The sequence below is a fragment of the Pseudomonas paraversuta genome, from assembly GCF_904067025.1.
Lineage (GTDB): Bacteria > Pseudomonadota > Gammaproteobacteria > Pseudomonadales > Pseudomonadaceae > Aquipseudomonas > Aquipseudomonas paraversuta.
Map to the genome: position 1 here is coordinate 2,127,302 of NZ_CAJFDA010000001.1, position 24,334 is coordinate 2,151,635.

The window sequence follows — 24,334 nt, forward strand, 5'->3', positions numbered from 1 at the left end:
TTCAGATATCCAGCACCAGCAGCGGCGATTTCGAGCGTGAGCAGCAGGGTGTGAACTGATCGTTGCAGGCTTGCTCCTGCTCGGTGAGGAACATGTCGCGGTGATCCGGTACACCTTCAAGTACACGGGTCAGGCAGGTTCCGCAGACACCCTGTTCGCAAGACATGGGGATGTCGATGCCATGGCTTTCCAGAACCTGGACCACGGTTTTGTCGGCTGGAATCTCGAATACCTGGCCGCTGCTGCCCAGCTTGACGGAAAAACTGCCGTCGTTGCTGCTGTCCATCGGTGCTGCAGCGAAGTACTCGCGGTGTAGCGCCGCTTCCTCCCAGCCCTGGGCCCGGGCGCTGTCCAGAATGTGCTGCATGAAGCCTCCCGGGCCGCATACATAGAGGTGGGTGTCGAGTTGTGGGTCGGTCAGTACCCGGGCGGCGTTCAGGGCGGTTTCGGGCTGTTCGTCGAAGTGCAGAAACACCCGGTCAGCGAAAGGCGAATTGCGCAGGCGCTCAACAAAGGCGGCGCGAGCACTGGAGCGTGCGCAGTAATGCAGTTCGAAATCTGCACCGCTATGGGCCAGGCGCTCGGCCATGCACAGAATCGGGGTAATCCCGATCCCGCCGGCGAACAGCAGGCTGCGGCGGGCATCGTGGGTCAGTGCGAACAAATTGCGCGGCTCGCTGATGCGCAGGCGGTCGCCGGGCTTGATCTGTTCGTGCAGGCTTTGCGAGCCGCCCCGTGAAGCCGGGTCCTTGAGCACGCCGATCACATAGCGATGGCGCTCGTCGGGATGGTTGCACAGGGAGTACTGACGGATCAGCCCGCCGGGCAGATGCACATCAATATGTGCGCCGGCGCTGAACCCGGGCAGGGCGCAGTCATCGATACTGGCCAACTCATAGCTGCAGATGTCCTGCGCTTCGTTTTTGCGTGAAATCACCACCACATCAATCATGCCGGTTCCTTGTTCTTATGGGGGAGGCTGGCACGGCAGCGGCTGCCGTGCGCGGGTTGTTACTGTGCGCTGGCGATCAGTTGCGGTTCGGGGGAGCGTTCGCTGGCGATGATGCGCTCCAGTACCCGGCGTGACTGCACACCGCCCGAGTCGATATTGAGTTTGAGCAGGGCGCGGTGTGGATGGTCCAGCAGGTTTTGTTGCTGGCGCTCGAGCATCTCCAGGTCTTCGCTGAAGATCTGCCCCTGACCTTCGCGGATCGTATCGGTGAGGGCCTGGTCCTGGGGGTTGAAATTGCGCGCCATGCCCCAGAAGTACCAGATCGAGGTTTCGGTTTCGGGGGTGATGAAGTCGACCACGATGCTCGACGCCTTGAACTCGGGGGCTGCGTGATAGCCGCCTTTGCCCGCATGGGCCACGCCCACTTCAATCAAGACATGGCTGGGCGGTGAAAAGCGGCAGATCTGCCAGCGATCCACCAGCACGTCGTCGGCCAGGTTATTACCGCGCAATGCCATGCGCCAGAAGGGCGGGGGCATGATGTTTTCCATGTGCCGCGCAGTGACCACCTCGTGGCCTTCGACGGTGGTGGTTGGGGCAACTTCGTCGATTTCTTTCTGGCCGATGCTGGAAGCGTGGACGTAGGTCTCGTGAGTCAGGTCCATCAGGTTGTCGATCATCAGGCGATAATCGCAATTGATATGAAACAGCCCGCCGCCGTAGGCCCATTCATCGCTAACCGCCCATTCCAGATGATGGATCAGTGCGGGGTCGGCCAGGTCCTGGTCGCCGGGCCAGACCCAGATAAAGCCATAGCGCTCAACCACGGCGTAGGTTTTGTTGCACGGAAAACCGCGAACCCGCTGCCCTGGCATCTCCACGGTCTTGCCGTCGCAGCCCATGACCAGGCCGTGATAGCCACATACCAGATTGCCGTTATCGACATAGCCCAAAGACAGCGGAGCGCCGCGATGGGGGCAAAAGTCCTCGACCGCGGCGACCCGGTTTTCCTGGGCGCGATAGAAGACGATTTTTTCACCGCAAATCTGCCGACCCAGGGGTTTGTCGGCAATTTCATCTGGGGTGCACGCGACGTACCAGGTGTTTTTTGGGTACATGACCAATCTCCAAATCAGGTGTTATTGATTTTATGGATCCATTAGTAATCAGCTGTGCCTGTGTGGTCAATGTTGTTTGGCGTTAATAGCCGATTATCGAACGGTTAATTGAAGTATTGAGCTTTAATGGATCCATTGGGCGATATTCAGGCCTTGGATACATTCTGTAAGCATTGCCGTTTGCACTGCTGCGACCGGGTTGTCAGGCTCGCGTGCAAATCGGTCTCTCCTGCGCCAGAGTGCGTGAGTCAGACGTACAGGCTTATGGCAGGGGGAAACATGTTTCATCTCATCACCGCGAGCATTGCTCTTTATGTGATCTGGCGCTTTGTCCGGCCGCTCTCCGTGGGCCGGGCGGGCAAGATCGGGCTGGGTGTTCTGCTGCTGTTGATCGCCGAGCACCACCTTGTCACCCGTACCTTCTTTGGCAGCATGGCGTCCCCCGAGGTGCCGGGTCAGGTGCTTGTGGTGTTGGGGTGGGCATTTGCCAGCCTGATACTGCTGGCGCTGCTGCTGTTGATCCGGGATCTGCTCGGCATTGTGGTCTGGGCCCTGCGGGGTAGAACCGGGCGGGTCTTGCTGGGCGGCAGTCGCCTGGGGATTGCCCTTGGCCTGATCAGCACGGGCCTGTCGGCTGTGGGTGTGTGGCAGGCGATTCGTGTGCCGGACGTCAAAACCATGGAGATCGTTTTGCCACGTCTGCCTGCAGAGCTCGACGGGTTGCGCATTGTGCAGCTCACCGACCTGCATGCCAGCCGGTTGTTGCAGGCTCCTTGGCTCCAGGCCGTGGTGGACAAAACCAATGCACTGAAACCGGACCTGATCCTGATCACCGGCGACCTGGTGGACGGTTCGCCCCGGGCCAGGGTCGATGACGTACAGCCGCTCAAGGATCTGCGGGCACGTTATGGTGTGTTTGCCATCCCGGGTAACCACGAGTACTACGTCGACTACGTGCACTGGCTGCCGGCCTTTGAGCATCTTGGTTTGCATATGCTGCTCAACGAGCATGTGCTGATCACCCATAACGGGCGCGATCTGGTACTGGCCGGGGTCACCGACAAAGCGGCGCAACCGTTCAAGTTGCCGGAGCCGGACATCATCAAGGCCCTCAAAGGCGCTCCGGCGGGTGATCCGGTCATATTGCTCAGCCATCGCCCGGGCGGTGCACTGCTCAACGCGGGGCAGGGCGTTGACCTGCAACTGTCGGGGCACACCCATGGCGGGCAAATACTGGGTCCGCATCTGATTGCTAAGTGGGCTAACGAAGGCTTCGTCTCGGGGCTGTATGCAGTGGCCGGCATGCAGTTGTATGTGAGTAACGGCACGGGTTTGTGGAATGGTTTCCCGGTTCGACTGGGGCGGCCATCGGAAATCACCGAGATCGTATTGCGTGCACCGAAGGTGCAGCCGGAGTGAGGGAGCCTGAGCGCAGGGAAACTCGTAGAGAGCCGTGATACATCAAACGGATATGTACGCGGTGGGATCTATAGATCTACCGGGTACATATCCATTACAGGCGTTTAACTGAAATATAGATTTCGCCCTTACGGCGAGTCCCTTTTGGCAAACGCCCCAAAAGGAACCAAAAGGTCTGCGCCCTACCATACGGCCGAGCTCGCCTAGGCTCGCCCGGTGCCCTCACTCCGGCGCTGTTGTGGGGGCACGCCGTGACGGGCCATCCATGGCCCGGCACGGCTGGCTCGGCGTCCTGCCTCGCCACCCCCAAAACAGCACCTGCGTTCGGCCTTCTGTGATGGGCATGCGCGTCGTTCCGACTATCCAGTGGCGGCAGGGGCCTTGTTTTTAAAAGCAAAAAGCAAAACAGCGACTACAAGGTCGTTTTTGATCTGCTTTTGATCTGCTTTTGATCTGCTTTTGATCTGCTTTTGATCTGCTTTTGATTTGTTTTTGATCTTGATCTACTGGCCCCTTCGGGAGGCCGAGAGGAGGTTCTGTGTAGTGGTCCTCCCGGCATGGATGCCGGGAGAGCCGTGTTGGGCCATGGATGGCCCGTCACGGCGTGGCCACGGAGCGGGACCGGAGCGAGGGAACCTGAGCGCAGCGAAGGCCGTACGCTGGGGCAAGGCCTTTTTGGCTCCTTTTGTGGCTGTTTGACAAAAGGGACTCGCCGTAAGGGCGAAACCCGTAAAAAGCCGTGATACATAGAACGGATATGTACGCTCAGTTTTAACTGCAGTACCGCGTACATATCCGTTACAGGGGTTTAACTGAAATATCGGTTTCGCTCTTACAGCGAGTCCCTTTTGGCAAACGCCCCAAAAGGAACCAAAAAGTCTGCGCCCTACCATACGGCCGAGCTCGCCCAGGCTCGCCCGGTGCCCTCACTCCGGCGCTGTTGTGGGGGCACGCCGTGACGGGCCATCCATGGCCCGGCACGGCTGGCTCGGCGTCCTGCCTCGCCACCCCCACAACAGCACCTGCGTTCGGCCTCCTGTGATGGGCGTCTGCGTTGCACCGACTATCGAGTGGCGGCAGAGGCATCTGCTTTAAAAGCAAAAAGCAAAAACTGGCCCCAGCACCTAACCTTGATCTTGAACGTGGCCGCACCCCTGGGGGTGCGGCCAAATGTCCCGGGGGGGTATTTCAATGTGCTCCAACCGGCATCACAGAAGTCTATAGAATGCCGCCCCGTTGGTTCAGCCCCGACGCTTTCAGATGGCACCTGTTGTGCATACAACAAGGAGCATCAGCAAGACCGGATCCTGAACCTGTCATACCATCGCTAGCGAGTAGTTCACCCCTTAAATGAGCAACCCCACTTCTGCATCCCGCGCAAACTGGCAACCGGTCATCGCACTGGCTCTGGCCGCGTTCGTGTTCAATACCACCGAATTTGTCCCGGTCGGGCTGCTGAGCGCAATTGGCGCCAGCTTCGACATGACCACCGCCAGCGTCGGGCTGATGCTCACCATTTATGCCTGGGTGGTGTCCCTGGCTTCGCTGCCGATCATGCTGCTGACCCGCAACGTGGAACGCCGCAAGTTGCTGCTGGTGCTGTTCGGGCTGTTTATCCTCAGTCATGTGCTGTCGAGCCTGGCCACCAACTTCGGCATTTTATTACTCAGCCGAATAGGGGTAGCGTTGTCTCACGCCCTGTTCTGGTCAATTACCGCCTCCCTGGCCGTGCGTCTGGCACCCGAGGGCAAGCAGGTTCAGGCCCTGGGTTTGCTGGCCACCGGTACCTCGCTGGCAATGGTGCTGGGTGTGCCCCTCGGTCGTTTACTGGGTGAGGCCATGGGCTGGCGCACCACGTTTATCGTGATTGCCGGGCTGGCCGGGTTGCTGGTGTTGTGGTTGACCCGCACATTGCCCCTGCTGCCAAGCCAGAACTCGGGCTCGCTCAGAAGCCTGCCGATTCTGTTCAAGCGTCCGGCGCTGGTGGCGATCTATGTGCTGACGGCAGTGGTAGTGACTGCGCAGTTCACGGCCTATAGCTACATCGAACCCTTTGTTCAGGGCGTAGCGGGCATGAGTGGCAGTATGGTGACGTTGGTCCTGTTGCTGTTCGGTGGCGCAGGGATCATTGGCTCCCTGTGTTTCAGCTGGTTCCACAAGCACAACCCGCAGCGATTCTTGCTCGGTGCTGTGGCTTTGCTGACGCTTTGCCTGTTGCTGCTGCTGCCTGCCAGCGGCTGGATTGAGTCCCTGGGAGTGCTGAGCATTTTCTGGGGCATGGCGATCATGGGCTTCGGCCTGGCGTTGCAGTCCAAGGTGCTGACCCTGGCGCCAGATGCGACAGACGTGGCGATGGCGATGTTTTCGGGAATTTACAACATCGGTATCGGTGGCGGTGCGCTGCTGGGTAGTTATGTCGGTGGCCATCTGGGCTTTGCCTGGATCGGCCTGGTGGGCGGTGCGCTGGCAGGCCTGGCGCTGGCGTTGTACAGCTGGTCACTGTATCGGATCAGCCGCTCGGTCACGCCGGGCTGAGCAATGCCGGTATCTGACGCAGCCCCTGCGTCAGATACCGGTGAGGATTTAAACGGCGCTCAGGTGTTCATAGAGGATCGTTGCACCCACGATAATCAGCACCACGCCGCCGACGATTTCCGCACGCTTGCCCACCAGACTGCCGAGTGCTCGCCCCAACATGGTGCCGATGATCACCATGGTCATGGTGGCCAGACCAATGGCCGCGGCGGCCATCCAGATATTCACGTCGACAAATGCCAGGCCAACCCCGACCGCCAGCGCGTCAATGCTGGTGGCGATGGCGGTGATCACCAGAATCCAGAATGAGTGCTGCGACGGTTTCTCTTCGGCTTCTTCCTCATCGGGCTTGACCCCGTTGTAGATCATGTACAGACCCAGACCCAGCAACAGGGTGAAGGCGATCCAGTGATCCCATTGGGTGACATAGCTGCTGGCGGCGTTGCCGATGGCCCAGCCGATTACGGGGGTGATGGCTTCAATCACGCCGAAGATAAGGCCGGTGCGCAGGGCTTCTGTGAAACGCGGTTTGTGCAGACTGGAGCCTTTGCCGATGGCTGCCGCGAAGGCATCTGTCGACATGGCGAAAGCGAGGAGAATCAGGGCAATCGGGTTCATGTTTATTATCCAGTCGGGCTCAAGACAACGGCATAACACTGTGCGCCCGACTTCAGCACAGGTATGTCGTTGGTCTCGCAAATCCAGACGGATGCCATGGCCACGGCAGGTTGCCGAGAATGTTGACCAGAGCGCCGCCACAAGCGTGACGGCCAGCTACTCCCCAAAGAGGCGCGCAGGATAGCAGCTGCATGTGAAAAAAAGGTGAAATCCTTGATTGCCCTTGCCTTCTGCAGGAGCGAGGTTGGGGGTCGCAGGAGGAATTTCTGTAATTTGATGCAGACCTGTTTCAGGGCCGTGCGGTGCAGGATTTTGTGTGGCCGCGTCAGGCTGAGCACCTCCCTCTGTAGGAGCGAGCTTGTCTCGCGAGCTTTTCAAGATCAAAAGCTCGCCCCTACAGGTTGGTGTTCGCTGGAGGCATTTCTGTGGCTTGATCCTGGCCTGTTTCAATGCCGCAGGGGGTTGAAGCGCGGGTCTTTGAGCCATTCCTGCAATTCAAGTTCGGCCTGTTCCAGGGCTGTGCGGTTGAGCAGTTTGCGCAACAGTGCCACGTTGACCGCCCTCGAACGCAGGTTAAAGGCCGGGCTGCTGTCACTGTCGGTGCCGGGCTGGCGCACGCCGAGCTTTTCATACAGTTGTTGCAGGCGGTTTTGCACGCTGCGCAACGACAGGTTGCGACGTTGGGCGATGATCCGGTCTGTCAGGCCCAGGGCGATATCCTGCAATACTTCGTATTCGGTATCGGTCAGACCAAGCAGGTGATTCTGGCTCTTTTGCTGCACTCCGCGCACTTCACGATCGATCACGCACTGCTGCTCGATAAACAGGCTGCGCAGTGCCAGCCGCAGGCGATCCTCGGAGGCTGTCTTGAGGATATAACCATACGCCGCACCCTCGGGAACGATGCGTGAGATACCCCGCACATAGGCTTCGTCGGCGTAGTTGGACCAGAACATGATTGAGGTGTGGGGACGCTCGCGCCAGATCGCCCGTGCAGCTTCGACCCCGGTGCGTTTTGGCATCTGCAGATCCATGACCACCGAGGTGATGGCAAATTCATGGGCCAGCCGCTCGCCCACCAGGCCATCCTCGGCTTCATGCAGGCGCTCGCATTCTGGCAGCGCCCCCTCGATCACCTCCCTGAAAAAGGCACGGTGCACCGGGTCGTCTTCGATCAACAGGATTTGCATGGTGTTCTCTCTACCTATTGGGCCAGGTCCGGCAATGGCAGGCTGACCTGGACGCAGGTGCCTTTGTTGTCGGGACCTTTCTCGATCTGCACCTGCGCGCCAAGCAGCTGTGCGCGTATGCGCATGTTTTTGATACCGCCGGTTTCCAGTCGATTGAGGCTGTCCAGCCCGGGGCCGTCGTCGACAATGGTCAGTTGCAAGTGGCTGCCAGAGACGGTGATCTCGACAATTATCACATTGGGTGCCGCGTGCTTTATCGCATTATTGACCGCTTCCTGAATGATGCGGAACAGCGCGATCTGCTGGGGTTCGGCCAGGTCGTTGGCCCGCCCGCCGGTGTTGTCCCGCAGGCGGGTGACAATCTCCAGACCACTGTTGCGCACGCTGCGCAGCAGCAGGTCCTCCAGCCCCTCGACAAACCCGAACAGCTGCAACACGGTGGGTTTGACCGCATCAATGATCAGTCTCAATTCCTGCATGCTTTCTTGCAGGGCCTGGCCGACCGGGGCCAGTTCTGCTGCCGGGATATGGTCCAGCAGTTGCAGGCGGGCGATACGCCGGTGCAGACGGGTCATATCGGCCAGTGTCTGGTCGTGCAGGTCCATGCCTATGCGCTGTCGCTCGTTTTCCAGCTCTTCGGTCAGGCGCAGTGCCCCCAGGCGCAGGCCTTCTTCGCGGGCACGGATCTGCGCCTCGGCGATTGCCATATGTTTGGCCTGTTCGGTCTGGCGCAGGGCATACAGATAGGACGCCAGCAGATCAGCCACATGCTGGGTGTGGCGTACATCATCCAGGGTATAGAAGTTGGCGGCGTGGGTGGAGCAACTCAGGGCGCCGATCACTTCACCCCGGGCGCGCAGCGGGACGTGCAGGCGGCTGCGTAAATTGGCATCGAAAATCGGGTGATTGAGGGCGCCGGGGAACTGGAAGCGCTGGTCGTTCATCGCATCGTCGCTGAGGATATAGGGCTCCATCCCCAGCAACAGCGCGCGAATCGGACTTCGGGTAATGGCCAGCGGATGAAAGGCAAAATCGCTCCAGGAGGTGTGCAGACCCGTTTCATATGCCGACAGGTGACTGTCGTCATCCAGCAGCAGGCTGACGTCAAGATGATCGTGGGGCAGGATAAAACGGATCTCTTCGGATACCGCATCGATCATCGACTGAAAGTCTAGGCGCCCGGCCAGTGCGCGGGAAATCCCGAGAAAATGATGCAACACGTTTTCTGCCGCGATGGGGACTCTTTGGGTCATGGCCTGCAATCCGTCAGAGGCGCACCCGCTGGCGGCCCGATATCCGAGTATGACCCAAAGCGCTCAGCGGCCAGGGGCAAAAACCCTGCATATTTGCGCGTTTCTTTTGCGGGATCCCGCAGGTTATTTGCGCGCAAAGGGTATCAAGTGTGCATCAACGCCCCAGACAGAGCCCCGTGGCCCGATCAGACTGAGGGTGTCAATTAGCCCACAAAAATAATAAGGGTCATGTCATGGAACGTCACACGCTGCGTTGCGCCTTGCTGTCCACTGCATTGCTGATTACCCCCTTCATGCACGCCCAGGCCGACACGGCCGACAAAACCATCGCGCTGTCCAATAACTATGCCGGCAACTCCTGGCGCCAGAGCATGCTCAACAGTTGGCAACAGACCACTGAGCAGGCGGTCAAGGACGGGGTCATTGCCGGGGCGGACTCGTTCACCACAGCGGAGAACCAGGCCACTGAACAGGCGGCGCAGATCCAGAACCTGATCCTGCAGGGCTACAACGCCATCGTGATCAATGCGGCTTCGCCCACCGCACTGAACGGCGCAGTCAAGCAGGCCTGCGATGCGGGAATTGTCGTGGTGTCTTTCGACGGCATCGTCACTGAACCCTGTGCCTACAGAATTTCCATGGACTTCAAGCAAAGCGGTCTGGATGGCATGGACTATCTGGCCAAGCGCTTCCCGGACGGGGCTAATGTGCTGGAAGTGCGCGGCCTGGCCGGGGTCTCGGTGGACGGGATGATCCACTCCGGGGTCGTCGCCGGCGCGAGCAAGCATCCGCAGTTAAAGGTCGTAGGCTCGGTCAACGGCAACTGGTCGCAGACCGCGGCGCAAAAAGCCGTGGCGGGGATCTTGCCCAGCTTGCCGAAAATCGATGCGGTGGTGACCCAGGGCGATGACGGCTTCGGGGTGGCCCAGGCCTTTACCGCAGCGGGCCGGCCATTGCCGGTGATCATTTTCGGTAACCGCGAAGAAGAACTGGCGTGGTGGAAAAAACAGAAAGACGCCAACGGCTACCAGTCGTTCTCGATCTCCAGCGCGCCGAGCATCTCCAGCCTGTCGTTCTGGGTTGCCCAGCAGTTGCTCGATGGCAAACAGTTGCCCCATGACCTGCTGTCGCCCGCGATCAGCGTCACCCAGGACACCCTCGAAAGCTCGCTCAAAGGCCTGGAGAAGGGCGGGATCGTGAGTCAGGTGTACAGCGTCGACGACGTTGCCCAACTGAAGAGCCCTGCACCTCAATAAGCCTGGCCGGGGAAGGAGAGCGCAATGACAGTTACTCAAGCAGCGCTGGTTGACCTCAAGGGGGTCGGCAAGCGTTTTGGCGCCGTGCGCGCACTTAATGACGTAGATCTGACGTTTCGTCCCGGTGAGTGTCTGGGGCTGATCGGTCACAACGGCGCGGGCAAGTCGACCCTGATGCATATTCTGGCGGGGACCCTGAGTGCCGACAGCGGCACGGTGCTGATGGGCGGTGCCGATGTGCGCAACGGCTACTCGGTACAGGTGGCCCGGCAACACGGGATTCGCTGCGTGTTTCAGGAACTGTCGCTGTGCCCCAACCTGACCGTTGCCGAGAATACCCGGCTGACATGCCCCGGCCTGCGCGGTTTTGGCTGGCGGCGCAAGGCCGGCGCATTGATTGTGGCAACCCTGGACAGCATCTTCCCGGACCACAGGATCAGCCCCGGGGAGGTGGTGGCGGACTTGCCGATCGCCCAACGGCAGATGGTGGAAATCGCCCGTGCTTTTACCTGTGTGGATGAGCATCTGGCGCTGGTGATTCTCGATGAACCCACCTCGTCGCTGGACGCCCGGGTCGCCGGGCAATTGCTGCACCATGTGCGGCGCTATGTCGAAAGCGGCGGCTGCGTGGTGCTGATCAGCCACATTCTGGGGGAGATGCTCGCCACCTGTGACCGGATTGCGGTGATGAGCGATGGCTGTGTGGTGGAGGTACGGGGTGCCAGTGCTTTTACCCATGCTTCGCTGGTGGAGTGCATGGGCACGGTGAGCAAGCCCCAGGATCAGGACCGGGTGTTTGTGTCCAGACGCGACGGGCAGCCACCGGTGGTCGAACAGTTGCCGGCACGCCAGCAGAACGGGCAGGCAGTGGCCGCCTGGCCGGGTGAAATCGTCGGTTTGGCGGGGCTGGCCGGGCAGGGCCAGAGCCAGTTGCTGGTGCAGTTGCTGCGCGAACGGATTGCCAGCGGGAAGCGAGTAGCCATGGTCGCTGGCGACCGGCAGACCGACGGGGTGTTCAGCCTGTGGTCGATTGCCGAGAACATCAGCATCAGCTCCCTGGCGGCACTCAGGCACGGCCTGTTGATTGATCCGCAGGCAGAGCAAGCCATGGCGGCCAAGTGGCAGCAGCGGATGAACATCCGCACCCCGGACATGAATAATCCGATTCTGTCGCTCTCCGGCGGTAACCAGCAAAAGGCCCTGTTTGCCCGGGCCCTGGCCAGTGACAGCGAGCTGATTCTGATGGATGACCCCATGCGCGGGGTCGATGTCGGCACCAAGCGCGAGGTCTACGCCATCATCAAGGAAGAGGCGGCCCGCGGCCGGACTTTTATCTGGTACTCCACCGAGCTTGAAGAGCTCAATCACTGCGATCACATCTACGTGTTCCGCAACGGCCAGGCGGTGGCGGATCTGCCGCGCAATGAACTGAGTGAAGCGCAAATCCTGCGCAGTTCCTTTCAGGAGGAGGTGGCATGAACGCGCCTCAACCCATGACATTAAAAAAACTGCCCGCGGCCAACACCGTGGACCGCGCAGCCGGGGGGGTGAACCGCGCCCGCTGGTTGCGTAACGCTTTGCCTGGGATTTCCCTGGTGGTGCTGCTGGCGACGATTTTTATCATGCAGCCGCGGGCCATGAGCTACATGGGCATGAATCTGATGCTCAACCTGGCGGTGCCCATCGCTTTGGCCACCATTGCGCAGATGCTGATCATCACGGTCAACGACCTTGATCTATCGCTGGGCAGCTTTATCAGCTTTGTGGCCTGTGTGGCAGCTACCTTGCTCAACGATCATCCGCTGCTGGGATGCCTGGTGCTGTTGGGCTGCATCGGTGTTTACGCGTTGCTCGGGGCGCTGATTCACAGTCGCCGGTTACCGGCGATTGTGGTGACCCTGGGCATGTCGTTCATCTGGGTCGGCGGCGCCGTGCTGTTGCTGCCCGCCCCCGGCGGCAGTGCGCCGCAATGGTTGCAGGCGCTGGTCAAAATCAAGACCCCGGTGCTGCCGTTTGCCATTGTGGTGTGCGTGGTACTGGCCGTGGCGGTGCATCTGTTTTTGATGCGCTCCAGGTTTGGTGTGGTCTTGCGTGGCGCTGGCGGGAACCCGCTGGCGATGGCCAAGGCCGGCTGGTCGCTGTTGCGGATCAAGGTCACGCTGTATGCCCTGGCGGGTGGCTTCGGAGTGCTGTCCGGATTGTTTCTGGTGGGCCTGACCACCTCGGCCGACGCCAATATGGCGCTGCGTTACACCTTGCTGTCGATCGCCGGAGTGATTCTGGGCGGTGGTGAGTTTACCGGCGGCCGGGTGTCCCCCATCGGTGCGGTGCTGGGGGCTTTGACCCTGGTGCTGGCCGGCTCGCTACTGTCGTTTATCCGCATTTCCCCCGACTGGCAGATCGGTGCCCAGGGCGCGATCTTGATCCTGGTGCTGGCCCTGCGTACTGCCGTCAATCGTCTGGAGGTACGTCCGGTATGAATCTGCCCATTGCTCTGAACCGTATTCGCAGCAAACCCTGGTTGTGGTCGTTTCTGGCGGCGTTGCTGGTGTGGCTGGCGACCCTGGGGTTTACCGGCGGTGAGGGTGCCGCTGCACTGACGTCCAGTGCGCTGTCGTTCTCGGCATTTTTTGTCATCGTCGGCGTGGGGCAGATGTTCGTCATCACCACCGGCCCCGGCAATATCGATCTGTCGATTCCGGCCAATATCGCCCTCAGCGCAGCGGTCGGCATGAAGTTGATGGACAGCCAGAACAGCCTGATCGCTTTGGGGCTGGCCGGGGTGCTGGGGATTGGTGTGCTGGTGGGGTGTGCCAACTATGGGCTGATCCGTCTGCTGCGCATCCCGCCGATTATCGCCACCTTGTCGGCGAGCTTTCTGTTGCAGTCCATGGCCATTGCCTACGGCCGCAGCGTGCGAATCGCGCCGCCGGAGCTGTTCTATCAGTTCTCTACCGGCAGGTGGCTGGGCATTCCTTACCTGGCGCTGGCCGTTGCCTTGTTTACGGTTCTGGCCGGCTACCTGTTGACGCGCACCCGCTATGGGCGCTGGACCCTGGCCATCGGCCAGAATATGCGTGCTGCCGAGCTTGCCGGAGTGCGGGTGGAGCGGGTGCGCTGGGCCACCTATGTGTTGAGTGCGGTGTTTGCCAGTGTCTGCGGGGTACTGCTGGCCGGGTTTTCCGGCGGCGCGTCCCTGAGCATGGGCGAGGAATACCTGCTGGCATCGATTGCGGTGGTGGTGATTGGCGGCACTTCGGTGGCGGGCGGGTTTTCCAATGTGCCGGGGCTGTGGGGGGCGGCACTGTTTCTTTACTTGCTGGTGAGCATGCTCAACACCTTTGGCGCCAGCGCCGGTGTGCGGCTGATTCTCACCGGCGTCATCATAATCGCGGTGATTGCCGCCGTCAGCGGGCGCAAGACGCTGCGCAGCCTTTAAAGGACAGAACCATGAACGATGATATTTACCAGTTTCACGACCAGCGTTTTCGTCGCCTGACCCTGCCCAATACCCAGCTGGAGCGTCTGTACGACAAGTGCCGCTGGGCAGAAGGCCCGGTGTGGTTCAACGACGGCGGCTACCTGTTGTGGAGTGATATTCCCAACCAGCGCATCCTGCGCTGGACTCCGGAGCAGGGGGTTTCGGTATTTCGTCCGGCGTCCAATTTCGCCAATGGCAACACCCGCGACCTGCAGGGGCGACTTGTCACTTGCCAACACGGCACGCGCAGCGTCACCCGCACCGAAGCAGATGGCAGCATCACCACCCTGGCCGATCAGTTTGAAGGCAAACGCCTGAACTCGCCCAACGACGTAGTGGTGCACCGCGATGGCAGTATCTGGTTCACCGATCCCACCTACGGCATCCTCAGCGATTATGAGGGCTACCAGGCCGAGCCCGAGCAGAGCGGGCGCAACGTGTTTCGCATCGACCCCGATACGCTGCATATCACCTGTGTTGCCGATGATTTTGAACAACCCAACGGCCTGGCCTTTGCCCCGGACGGCAAGACCCTTTACATCGCCGACTCCGCCCGCTCCCACGACCCGGATGCGGCCCACCACATCCGCGCCATGACCGTCATCGACAACTGCCGCCTGGGTGAATCAAGGGTGCTGACCCATATTGAACCGGGCATCCCGGACGGCTTGCGGGTTGATGTGCAGGGCAACATCTGGACCAGCGCCGGGGATGGCGTGCAATGCTTTGATGCCAACGGGGTGATGCTGGGCAAAATCCTGCTGCCGGAAACCGTGGCCAACCTGACCTTCGGCGGGCCACGGCGTAACCAGTTGTTCATCACCGCCAATACCTCGCTGTACATGATTCATGTCGCGGTGGCGGGGGCGCAGCGGCCTTGATGGCATCGGCTAGGGGTTTTGCCCGGGCCCGGTGCCCGCCACAGGCAGCGCAGGGTCGCTGATGCTCGCGGTTGATGCCTTGGCGCGGCCCGGTTCCCACGGGGAATCTGCCCTGCTGCAGTCTTGTCTCGGGTCGGGCTTATAGCGGTAACTGTTGAGCCCCCCGGCCAGTTTGTCCGGGTCGGGGGTCAGGTAGCGCCCCGTATGGGGGTTGTAGTAGCGATGGCGGTGGTAATGCAGGCCGCTTTCCTCGTCGTGATACTGGCCCTGAACACGCAGGGGATTGCTGATGTCGGCGATGTCGAGTTGCTGCACCTTGCCGTAGGCACGGTAGTGCGCCGACCAGACGATATCAGCCTTGCGGCCGGTGAGCTCCAGGGGCATACCCAGCGGGTCGAGCTGGTAGTAAAAAATTTCGCCGCGGGGGCCTTTGCCCTGGAGCATGGCCAGCGGTTTGCCGGTGCCTGGCTCGTAGAGGTAGCTGCGGTAGCGGGAGCTTTCTGCGGTGTCTGAGACCCGGGTGCATTCGGCGATCAGGCGCTGCCCTTGCCAGATAAATTCTGTGCTCTGGTGCTTGAGCTGCTTGGCGATGCGGCGGCCGAAGGGATCATAACGGTATTTGATTTCATTGCCGTCAGGCAGGGTGAGGGCGCTCAGGCGGTGCTGGCAGTCGTAGCGGTATTGGCGCACCAGGCGCTGGCCCGCGCCGCGTCGTTCCTGGATCAGGTTGCCGTAGGCGTCGTACACGAAATGGCAGTCGCCCTGTATCAGGAGGCGGTTTGCCTTGACGTTGGCCAGGCTGCTGCGCCCTCTGCCACTGGCGCTCTGGCGTAGCAGGTTACCCGCCGGGTCGTGATCGAAATACTCTTCAGCATGACCCCTTATTGCGATCAGCCGGTTCAGCGGGTCGTAGGCAAAACTGTGCTGGCCTTTGCGGCTGTCGCTGAGCAGCCGCAGATTGCCGCCGGGGTCGTACTGGTAAGTGCGCCGGTAAAGCGCCTGGGCGGCGAAGCCATGGTGGTGGCTGATCGGGGTGACGACATGCTCTTGCATTCGTCCTTGTCGGTCGTATTGGTAGTGGCTGAGCAAGTCGCCCTGCTGACGGTCAGTTTCGCGGCCGTCGTCGAAGCAGTGGCTGGTAAGGCATTCACCGTTGAGGTCGATGGCTGTCAGGCCGGCCCCTTGCCGATAGTAGTAGGTCAGCCGGTTGCCGTCCGGTAGCTGGCAGGCCCTGAGCCGGCCCTGAGCGTCATATTGATAGCGCAGGGTGGCCTGGCCCTGATGTTCGGTGATCAGGCGGTCCTGCAGGTCGTACTGGAAAATCAGGGGCCGGTCGCCGTCATGGACCCGGGTGAGGCGGCCCAGGCTGTCGTAGCTGTAGCGGATCTGGCTGCCGTCGGGCAGGGTTTTCAGAAGCAGGCGCCCGGCGCTGTCACGCTGATAAGCAGTGATCAGCCGTGGCTGGTCAGGGTAATCGGGTGTCGGGTACTGGGTTATTTCCAGCAACTGGCCGTTGAGATCGTATTTATAGCCAGTCGTACCGCCGTCAAAGCCGATTTCCAGACGGAGCAGGCCGTTGGGGTAATAGTCGAGCTGGTAGTGTTCGTTGCGCTGGTTTTCGATGCCGGTGAGCAACAGGCGGCCATTGTCATAGCGGTAATTGACCTGGCTGGCGTCGGGGTTGATACGGCGGCGGGGCAGGGGCAGGTTGTCGAGGTATTCGTAGCGGGTAATGTGCCCTCGCTCGTCGCGCACGGCGGTCACTTTGCCGTAGGCGTTATAGCTCCAGGCGCGGGTTTTGCCGTCGGGCTGGATGATCTGACTCATGCGCCCCACGGCGTCCCAGTGGTAGCGGGTGATGACGCCGCGAGCATTCTGGCGGGCTGTTTTTCGACCCCGCAGATCATAGCTGTAACGCTGTTGCGAGCCATCGGGCAGGGAGTGCTCCAGCAACTGGCCGAGGGCGTTCCAGATGAGCCGGTGAGCGCTGCCGTCCGCTTGCACAATGCTGCTGATTTGCCCCTTGGGGGTGTAGCTGCAGGTGGTGACGCAGCCGTCGGGGTCGGTTTGGCGGGTGATATCACCCTGGGCGTTGCGCTCGTATCTCCAGCAGGCCGGTCCCTGCCGGACTGAGTGCAGGTAGCCGTTGCAGTAACTGTAAAACGTAGGTTCGTCGTGGGGCGGGATCAGTGCCGAGAGCTGCCCGGCCGGGTTGTAACGGTATTGGATGACGGCGCCCAGAGGGTCAATTTCGGCAATCAAACGGCCTTGCTCATCGTAGGATTTCTGATGTTGGGCACCGTCCGGGCCGGTTTGACTGACGAGGTGTCCGTTGTTGTCGTACACCCAGGTTTGTTGGCTGCCGTCCTGGCTTTTGGCTGTCACAGCGCCCTGGCCATCCCGTTCGTAGTGGATCTGCATCTGTCCGAAATTGGTGCTGTGGCGGATGCAGCGCGAGTGTTTGCCACAGTGTTGCCACTCCCAGAACAACACTGCGCCACCAGCCAGTTGCCGCTCCTGGATCACGTGCCGGGCGTCGTAGCGATAGTGCTCGGTTTCTTGCAGGGCATTACTGGCGCTGATCAGTTGACCGCTGTCGTTGTACTGATAAGTCATGAGGGTGAACAGGGTGCTCCAGCGCTCGGGGCGGCAGCCGGCATTGTGTCCGGTCAGGGTGTCGCCGGGTTCACCACTGTCATCATATTGCTGATAGTCCACCGCGCAGAGCCGGCCATGTGCATGGCGCAGCAACAAGGCGCGTCCTGCGCCGTTGTCGATGCGCCGAAGGTTTGCGGTGTGCCAGGTAATGCTCAGACGATTGCCGTAGGCATCGCTGATGCCTGACAGTTCGAGGTCTTGAAAGTGATAGAAATGCCGGGGCCTGGCGGCCGGGGCGAGGATCAGTTCGCCGTCGCTGTCGCCGCGGTAAATGGCCGGGCCGGTCACGCAGGCGCTGATGTCCGGGCGTTGCCCGACAGGCCGGGGAAAACGCGTCTCACGGTTCTCAGGATCGGTCCATAGCAGGCTTTGCCCGTCGCAGTGCAGGCGATGGCACAGGGCGTGGGTCCAGCCAAATCCCAGTTCACTGGCGGTTTCCACGGCGCCACTGCAATACCGGCGTGTCCACTCAAAGGCCAGCGGGCCGTCGAGCACACCATCGCTGAGCCGCAGCAGGACTTCGCCGGTAGCCATCGATACCGAGGGCCAACCGGCCGGCTCCCGGTCGAACGCGCAGGGCGCACTGTTGAAAGGAGGGGCTTGAAGATCATCGCCGATGCCTGCGGATAACAGGTTGAAGCGATGTCGGGGCAGTGAACGTGACATCCGCGTTTCCTTGCGCTGCGGTCGTTCTGACGCAATTGAACGTCAGGGATTTTTGGTCACGCAAGTGTGCAAGGCGGTGTTCAAGTTGGCTGTAGGGCGTGTCTCTGAGATTTTAGGAATTGCGTGAAGCTTGTGTAGGCAATTGGATTTTTACCTATGGGATGTTTAGGTCCACCCCAGAGTCAGCGCAGCCAGTGCCAGATAACGTGCGCCTTTGGCCAATGTGACAATCAGCACAAAGCGCCACAGCGGTTCGCCCATCACGCCGGCGATCATGGTCAGTGGATCGCCGATGATCGGCACCCAGCTCAGCAGCAATGACCAGCGGCCGTAGCGCAGATAGAACTGCCGGGCCTTGTCGAGCTTTTGCTCACTGACCGGGAACCAGGGTTTATGCCGCAAGCGCTCGACCGAACGCCCCAGCAGCCAGTTCAGGACCGAGCCCAGTACATTGCCCAAAGTAGCAACGAGCAGCAGGGTGCTTGCCAGGTATTTTCCGGAAAGCAGCATGGCCACCAGTACGGCTTCAGATTGCATCGGCAGCAATGACGCGGCACCGAAGGCGGCCAGAAACAGCCCGAGATAGCTGGTGATTTCAAACACTGTGGGGTCCACGGGTGAGGGGAGTTGCACGCACTTATTGCAGCAATCCTTGCGAGGCTGCTGCGCCGGTTGGCTTTTTAACATCATCCTTGGGAGGGATGCCGGAGTTTGTTGCGGGCTGGCAATATTTTGCAGCACATAGAGGCGGTTTATGCCGCTGTTTCAGGAGGGGGCTTACCTGCTGCTGTCCGCCTGAGTCGCCATGCTGGCACGAGTTTGAGCAAAGGCGTGATCCACCGTTTCGAGCAGAGCCAGAGCATGCCCACCCTGAAGGTGCAGCACCGCGAGCCGCGCTTTTTGCTTGCCGACAGAATTACCGTCAACCAGGAAAACATCGAATGGCAACTGCCGGGCTAACCCATAAGAGCCATCAGAGCCTGCTGCGCAGCCCATCGCAGCCTCGTCCCTGGTCAGCGACTACATCCCTTCCATAGGCAACAGGCAGGGAGCGCTGATCCGGCAGCGGGTATGACCAACTACAGGTCGGATTCACACAAAAAAGTCAGCTTTTTATCTGTTCGAATGATCCTCAACGACCCGCCTGCCGGCGGCTTCCGAAGATCGATCACAGAACAGGGTAACTGACATGCAAATGCCGAAAACCATCGAGATCAAGAACGGTGAGAAAGTCACTCCAACCTTCTCGGCCCGGGAATATGCCAATCGCCAGTCCAGGCTGCGCGCCTACATGGCACAGAACAATATTGATGCGGCGGTGTTTACCTCTTATCACAACATCAACTATTACAGTGATTTCCTGTACTGCTCGTTCGGCAGGCATTACGCGCTGGTCGTGACCCAGGACAGTGCAGTCACCATCAGTGCCAATATCGACGGTGGCCAGCCATGGCGCCGGACCATGGGTACCGACAATATTGTGTATACCGACTGGCAGCGCGATAACTACTTTGTTGCGATCCAGCAAGCGCTACCAAAAGCAGGGCGCATCGGCATCGAGTTCGACCATCTGAACCTGCTCAACCGCGACAAGCTCGCCAGCCGTTACCCCCAGGCCGAACTGGTGGATATTGCCGCGCCGTGCATGCGTATGCGCATGATCAAGTCAGCAGAGGAACACGCGATTATTCGTCATGGTGCGCGAATTGCAGACATCGGCGGCGCTGCTGTCATTGAAGCCTTGGGCGACCAGGTGCCGGAATACGAAGTGGCCCTGCATGCAACCCGGGCGATGGTGCGCGAAATTGCCCGCACCTTTCCGGACTCCGAGCTGATGGACACCTGGACCTGGTTCCAGTCGGGGATCAATACCGACGGCGCACACAACCCGGTGACCACGCGCAAAGTGAACAAGGGCGACATTCTGAGCCTCAATTGCTTCCCGATGATTGCCGGTTATTACACGGCGCTTGAACGTACGCTGTTTCTGGATCACTGCTCCGACGAGCACCTGCGCTTGTGGGAGGTCAACGTCAAGGTGCACGAGGCCGGGTTAAAGCTGATCAAGCCGGGCATGCGCTGCTCCGAGATTGCCCTGCAACTCAACGAGATTTTCCTGGAGCACGACTTGCTGCAGTACCGGACCTTTGGTTATGGCCATTCATTTGGCACCTTGAGTCACTACTATGGCCGCGAAGCCGGGCTGGAGTTGCGTGAAGACATCGACACCGTGCTGGAACCGGGCATGGTGATTTCCATCGAACCGATGATCATGATCCCCCAGGGGCGGCCGGGGGCGGGTGGATATCGTGAGCACGATATCTTGATCGTCAATGAACACGGCGGGGAAAACATCACCCGTTTCCCCTATGGCCCGGAGCACAACATCATCAAGAAATAGCCGCTCGCAGCCTTCGCCAGCGACTACAGATTGCCCCACGTGTAGTCGCTGACTCCTTTGCTACGAACCCACGCATGCGTACCCAGACACGCAGCGTTTTCTGACCCATTACCCCTGCCAAGAACTACACAATGAGGGTATTTGTCATGTCCCATGTCCCGGCTTTGCTGTCTGTTTTTCATCCCTGCACCTGTGCCTTCGGAGGTGTCCTGTGAGTACTCCGAGCGCAACTCTTACCCTGACGGCAGCACAACACACTGAGCGTCTGAGCGAGCGCAAGGCCCTGCGCCGCGCCGCCGTAGCCAGCTTCATGGGCAACTTTGTGGAGTGGTTTGACTACGCCGCCTATGGCTATCTTGCGACCGTGATCGCGCTGACGTTCTTCCCCCAGACCGATTCGGCAACCGGCCTGCTGGCAACTTTCGCGGTGTTCGCCCTGTCGTTTCTGGTGCGGCCGGTCGGTGGCCTGGTCTGGGGGCATTTCGGCGACAAATACGGGCGTCGCAGCGCTTTGTCGTGGTCGATCCTGATCATGACCGTCTCGACCTTTTGCATCGGCCTGCTGCCGGGCTACAACCATATCGGTCTGTGGGCCCCGGCGTTGTTGCTGTTGATTCGTCTGGTCCAGGGTTTTTCGGCCTCCGGTGAATATGCCGGGGCTTCGGCGTTTCTGGCGGAATATGCCCCCGACGGCAAGCGCGGGTTTTATACCAGCATCGTACCGGCGAGCACGGCTGCCGGGTTGCTGTTTGGCGCAGTGTTCGTTGCCGCCATGCACAGCCTGATGAGCGTCGAGAACCTGCATGACTGGGGCTGGCGCCTGCCGTTTTTACTGGCGGCACCCTTTGGTCTGGTGGGGCGCTATATCCGCATGAGCTTGCAGGATTCGCCCAAATTCCTGGAGATGGAACAACGCCTGGAGGCCAAGGAGTGCGCGACCCATGCACCGATTCGTGAATTGCTGACGGTGCACCGCCGGGCAGTGATGATCGGAATCGGCGTGACCTGTCTCAATGCCGTGGCCTTTTATCTGTTGCTCAGTTACATGCCCACCTACTTGTCGACGGAAATGGGCATGGATGAGAGCGATTCATTTATCGCGTCCACTGTGTCACTGGCGACCTATATCGGTCTGATTTTTTTGATGGGCAAGCTGTCTGACCGCTTTGGCCGCAAGACCATGCTGGTGAGCGCATCGGTGCTGTTTTTGCTGCTGACCTTTCCGCTGTTCGGCATGCTCGGTAACCCGTCGCTGGTGGTAATTCTGATGATCCAGATTGCCTTTGGCGCCATCCTGGCAATGAACGACGGTACCTTGCCGTGCTTCCTGGCCGAGATCTTCCCGACCCGGGTACGGTTCAGCGGTTTTGCTTTCAGTTTTAACCTGGCCAATGCCTTGTTCGGCGGTACTGCCCCGTTCATTGCCACCTGGCTGATTCAGCTGACCGGCAACAAGATGGCACCGGCCTGGTACTTGCTGGCGGCGGCCGGGGTGGCGCTGGTGGCGATGCTGGCCAGCCGGGAGACTGCGCACAAGGCGCTGCCGGACTGACATCTGCGCGCTGTAACAGCGAGCTTGCGGCCATGGCCCGCAAGCTCGTTTTCGTTTTAATGCACCGCCACCTGCTTGCGTTCGCCAATGGGTGATACCCCGAACAGGCGGCTGTAGCACTTGGAAAAATGCGCCGCCGAGACAAAGCCGCAAGCCAGGGCAATATCCCTGACCTGGGATTCACTGCGCAGCAACAGGCTGCGGGCGCGGGCCAGACGCAGTTCGAGGTAGTACTGGCTCGGGGTGCGCTGCAGATGCTTGTGAAACAGGCGCTCCAGCTGGCGCACCGAGACTTCGTTCAAGCGCGCCAGGTCTTCAAGGCTCACCGGCTCTTCGAGATTGGCTTCCATGATGGCCACCACCTGGCTGAGCTTGGGCTGCGAGGTGCCGAGCTTTTGCCGCAGCGGTACACGCTGCTGCTCCTGGGCTCCGCGGGCGCGATCACACAGCAGCAGTTCGGCGGCATGGGCCGCAATCTCCCGGCCACCCGGTTCGCGGGCAATCAGCTGCAGGGTCATGTCCATGGACGCCACGCCGCCGGAGCAGGTGTAGCGATCACGATCCAGTTCGAACAGCTGGTTGGAAATGATGATCCCCGGAAAGTGGTCCTTGAGGGTTTCGATGTCTTCCCAGTGGATGGTGCAGCGATACCCCTTGAGCAGACCCGCGCGGGCCAGCCAGTAACTGCCGGTGCAAATGCCCCCCAGCGCCACCTGTTCATGGGCCAGTTTGCGCAGCCAGTTGAGTACGGGCCGGCTGCTGAGGTGGGAGACGATGGGGTTGGAGCCCACCACCAGCAGAATATCCAGCTTTGGTGCATCGCCAACGGCATGGTCGGGGAGGATGCGCATACCGTTGCTGGCAATGACCGGGTCCATGTTGGGGGCAATGATCACGCTGCGAAACAGCTCGCGCCGGGCTGCCATATTGGCCATGCGCAGGGTCTCGATGGCCGAGGCAAAACCGATGGTGGTGAAGTTTGGTATCACCAAAAAGCCCACGGTTTTCACTGTGGGCTGATTGCTCGGTGACGCTGTTACTGGTGTTGCCATCTTCAGATTCCTCCTTATGATCCGGGACGTGTCTAGCTCAGGGCAAGCGCATTGAGCCCCTGCAATGACCCGTACTCTTGGAGGCTAAGGAAGCATTTGTTATGCCAGTGAGTCACTGCTTGCTATTGAGGCAGATATTTATCGCTGACATAGCCTGAATAGTCCGGCAGAACGCTTTCAATCTTGCTTTGCTCCTTGAGGAACAGGGCCGTCCGGGCGATGTCTTTGGCGGTGCCGCCGCCCAGCAGTTGCGGGGATTTCTGCTCGGCAGTCGAAGGGAAGTGCGCGCCCTGCAGCAGTTGCGGAATATCGGCTGCATTGGCCCCGGTGAGTTTGGCAATTTTCTGCACCTGCTGCGAATCTGCCGTCCAGGCGGCCTGATGGGCGTTGTAATCGGCAATGGCATCCAGGCTGACTTTGGCGAATTCAGCGACGATTTCCGGGTGTTTTTCGGCAAAGTCCTTGCGTGCTACCCATACTTCAAAGGTTGGCGCGCCCCATTCGCTGACCTGGCCCGCGTCGGTCAGTATGGTTCCGGTTTTGCGGATTTCCCCCAGTGCAGGTGACCAGGTGAAGGCGCCGTCGATATCGCCACGTTTCCAGGCTGCGGTAATTTGTGCCGGACTGAGGTTGACCACTTTCACCTGTTGCGGCGTGAGCCCCCAGTGTTTCAGCGCCCCCAGCAGGCTGTAGTGGGAGGTTGAGACAAAGGGGGTGGCAATGGTTTTGCCGATCAGGTCCCTGGGCTCCTTGATCCCGCTGCCATCACGTACCACCAGGGCTTCTGAGCCTTTGATCCGGGCGGTGACGATAAAGGTCACCAGCGGTACGTTGCGCGAGGCGGCGGCTGCCAGCGGGCTTGAGCCCAGATTACCGATCTGCAGGTCGCCCGAGGCCAGCGCGGCGACCACCGAAGGGCCCGAGTCGAAGCGTCGCCAGTCGATTTTCTGGCCAATGGCTTTGTCGTAGCTGCCTTCCGCCTGGGCCAGTTTGGTCGGATCGATACCGGTGATGTAGCCGATGGTCAGGTCGGCGGCCTGGGCGCCAAGGCTCAGGCCTGCCAGTGAAAGGGCAACGAGAAGGGTGCGCAGGGACATGGACCGGACCTTGTTGTAATGGACTGAAAGAGAGGTTCAAGCAAAGGGCCGGTGGTCCGGTGGGCTGAATCTAAGTGCTTTAAATAAAAGGGGAAAATACCGTTTTGGAACTAGCTTAGAGCGTTGCTGCAAGGGGCAACGTGGCCCATGCCTGACCCGGGTCAAGCACTGTCTGTTTAAAACCGGCTACAACAGATTGTGAGGA

The 24,334-nt window shown here is 60.2% G+C and carries 18 protein-coding genes, 1 pseudogene and 1 riboswitch; of the genes and pseudogenes, 10 read left to right on the forward strand and 9 right to left on the reverse strand.

Features of this window, described 5'->3' with window-relative positions; genetic code table 11:
• Window position 1 precedes the first annotated feature (1 nt).
• Together JQ848_RS09815 and JQ848_RS09820 are read right to left on the reverse strand one after the other, a co-directional pair.
• Window positions 2–952, reverse strand: a complete 951-nt coding sequence (locus tag JQ848_RS09815; protein WP_202210553.1) for a PDR/VanB family oxidoreductase — start codon at window positions 950–952, stop codon at window positions 2–4.
• A 59-nt stretch (window positions 953–1,011) separates the two neighbouring features.
• Window positions 1,012–2,070 (reverse strand): aromatic ring-hydroxylating oxygenase subunit alpha, encoded by a 1,059-nt coding sequence (locus JQ848_RS09820; RefSeq protein WP_202210554.1) that lies wholly within the window; start codon window positions 2,068–2,070, stop codon window positions 1,012–1,014.
• A gap of 279 nt (window positions 2,071–2,349) precedes the next feature.
• Here JQ848_RS09820 and JQ848_RS09825 point away from each other — a divergent pair, with 279 nt between their 5' ends.
• Window positions 2,350–3,489, forward strand: a complete 1,140-nt coding sequence (locus JQ848_RS09825) for a metallophosphoesterase (RefSeq protein WP_202210555.1) — start codon at window positions 2,350–2,352, stop codon at window positions 3,487–3,489.
• A gap of 1,350 nt (window positions 3,490–4,839) precedes the next feature.
• On the forward strand, window positions 4,840–6,024 hold the full coding sequence (locus JQ848_RS09830; protein WP_003444849.1) for a sugar transporter: 1,185 nt from the start codon (window positions 4,840–4,842) through the stop codon (window positions 6,022–6,024).
• A gap of 48 nt (window positions 6,025–6,072) precedes the next feature.
• On the opposite strand, the gene mntP is transcribed toward JQ848_RS09830, so the two are convergent.
• The 3 genes from mntP to JQ848_RS09845 all read right to left on the reverse strand — a co-directional run bounded on the left by mntP (window position 6,073) and on the right by JQ848_RS09845 (window position 9,085).
• Complete coding sequence (mntP, locus tag JQ848_RS09835) at window positions 6,073–6,642, reverse strand: manganese efflux pump MntP (RefSeq protein WP_003444846.1); 570 nt, start codon at window positions 6,640–6,642, stop codon at window positions 6,073–6,075.
• Between the two features lie 7 nt (window positions 6,643–6,649).
• Window positions 6,650–6,822, reverse strand: a riboswitch (yybP-ykoY riboswitch).
• Between the two features lie 266 nt (window positions 6,823–7,088).
• On the reverse strand, window positions 7,089–7,832 hold the full coding sequence (locus JQ848_RS09840) for a response regulator transcription factor (RefSeq protein WP_003444841.1): 744 nt from the start codon (window positions 7,830–7,832) through the stop codon (window positions 7,089–7,091).
• 14 nt (window positions 7,833–7,846) lie between these two features.
• Window positions 7,847–9,085: a GAF domain-containing sensor histidine kinase gene (locus JQ848_RS09845; RefSeq protein ID WP_202210556.1), complete on the reverse strand. Its 1,239-nt coding sequence runs from the start codon at window positions 9,083–9,085 to the stop codon at window positions 7,847–7,849.
• A 233-nt stretch (window positions 9,086–9,318) separates the two neighbouring features.
• Here JQ848_RS09845 and JQ848_RS09850 point away from each other — a divergent pair, with 233 nt between their 5' ends.
• From JQ848_RS09850 to JQ848_RS09870, 5 genes are read left to right on the forward strand one after another with little or no spacing between them, the layout of a single operon-like run.
• On the forward strand, window positions 9,319–10,341 hold the full coding sequence (locus JQ848_RS09850; protein ID WP_160627362.1) for an ABC transporter substrate-binding protein: 1,023 nt from the start codon (window positions 9,319–9,321) through the stop codon (window positions 10,339–10,341).
• A gap of 24 nt (window positions 10,342–10,365) precedes the next feature.
• Entirely contained in the window at window positions 10,366–11,820 is a 1,455-nt protein-coding gene (locus tag JQ848_RS09855) for a sugar ABC transporter ATP-binding protein (RefSeq protein WP_003444825.1), read from the forward strand.
• Window positions 11,817–12,821: an ABC transporter permease gene (locus JQ848_RS09860; RefSeq protein ID WP_202210557.1), complete on the forward strand. Its 1,005-nt coding sequence runs from the start codon at window positions 11,817–11,819 to the stop codon at window positions 12,819–12,821. The genes JQ848_RS09855 and JQ848_RS09860 overlap by 4 nt, the downstream gene beginning before the upstream one ends.
• Window positions 12,818–13,780, forward strand: a complete 963-nt coding sequence (locus JQ848_RS09865) for an ABC transporter permease (protein ID WP_003444822.1) — start codon at window positions 12,818–12,820, stop codon at window positions 13,778–13,780. The genes JQ848_RS09860 and JQ848_RS09865 overlap by 4 nt, the downstream gene beginning before the upstream one ends.
• Before the next feature lie 11 nt (window positions 13,781–13,791).
• Window positions 13,792–14,703 carry an SMP-30/gluconolactonase/LRE family protein gene (locus JQ848_RS09870; protein WP_003444819.1) on the forward strand — a complete coding sequence of 304 codons (912 nt, stop codon included), beginning with the start codon at window positions 13,792–13,794 and terminating at the stop codon, window positions 14,701–14,703.
• A gap of 129 nt (window positions 14,704–14,832) precedes the next feature.
• Here JQ848_RS09870 and JQ848_RS09875 read toward each other — a convergent pair.
• Both JQ848_RS09875 and JQ848_RS09880 read right to left on the reverse strand, forming a co-directional pair.
• Window positions 14,833–17,901, reverse strand: a pseudogene (locus JQ848_RS09875) (RHS repeat-associated core domain-containing protein); the annotation flags it as partial.
• Window positions 17,902–18,192: 291 nt separating this feature from the next.
• A complete protein-coding gene (locus JQ848_RS09880) occupies window positions 18,193–18,630 on the reverse strand; it encodes a YqaA family protein (RefSeq protein WP_010657252.1) in 438 nt (145 codons plus the stop codon).
• A 228-nt stretch (window positions 18,631–18,858) separates the two neighbouring features.
• Between JQ848_RS09880 and JQ848_RS22830 the strand changes: the two genes are divergently transcribed.
• The 3 genes from JQ848_RS22830 (at window position 18,859) to JQ848_RS09890 (ending at window position 21,980) form a co-directional block, all read left to right on the forward strand.
• Entirely contained in the window at window positions 18,859–18,987 is a 129-nt protein-coding gene (locus JQ848_RS22830; protein ID WP_257721188.1) for a hypothetical protein, read from the forward strand.
• A gap of 229 nt (window positions 18,988–19,216) precedes the next feature.
• Window positions 19,217–20,428 (forward strand): M24 family metallopeptidase, encoded by a 1,212-nt coding sequence (locus JQ848_RS09885; protein ID WP_010657253.1) that lies wholly within the window; start codon window positions 19,217–19,219, stop codon window positions 20,426–20,428.
• A gap of 211 nt (window positions 20,429–20,639) precedes the next feature.
• Window positions 20,640–21,980, forward strand: coding sequence for an MFS transporter (locus tag JQ848_RS09890; protein ID WP_127196914.1), 1,341 nt, complete (start codon window positions 20,640–20,642; stop codon window positions 21,978–21,980).
• A gap of 56 nt (window positions 21,981–22,036) precedes the next feature.
• Here JQ848_RS09890 and JQ848_RS09895 read toward each other — a convergent pair whose 3' ends face one another.
• Window positions 22,037–23,032, reverse strand: coding sequence for a GlxA family transcriptional regulator (locus JQ848_RS09895; RefSeq protein WP_003444796.1), 996 nt, complete (start codon window positions 23,030–23,032; stop codon window positions 22,037–22,039).
• Between the two features lie 122 nt (window positions 23,033–23,154).
• Entirely contained in the window at window positions 23,155–24,129 is a 975-nt protein-coding gene (gene tauA / locus JQ848_RS09900; protein ID WP_202210559.1) for a taurine ABC transporter substrate-binding protein, read from the reverse strand.
• Window positions 24,130–24,334 lie beyond the last annotated feature (205 nt).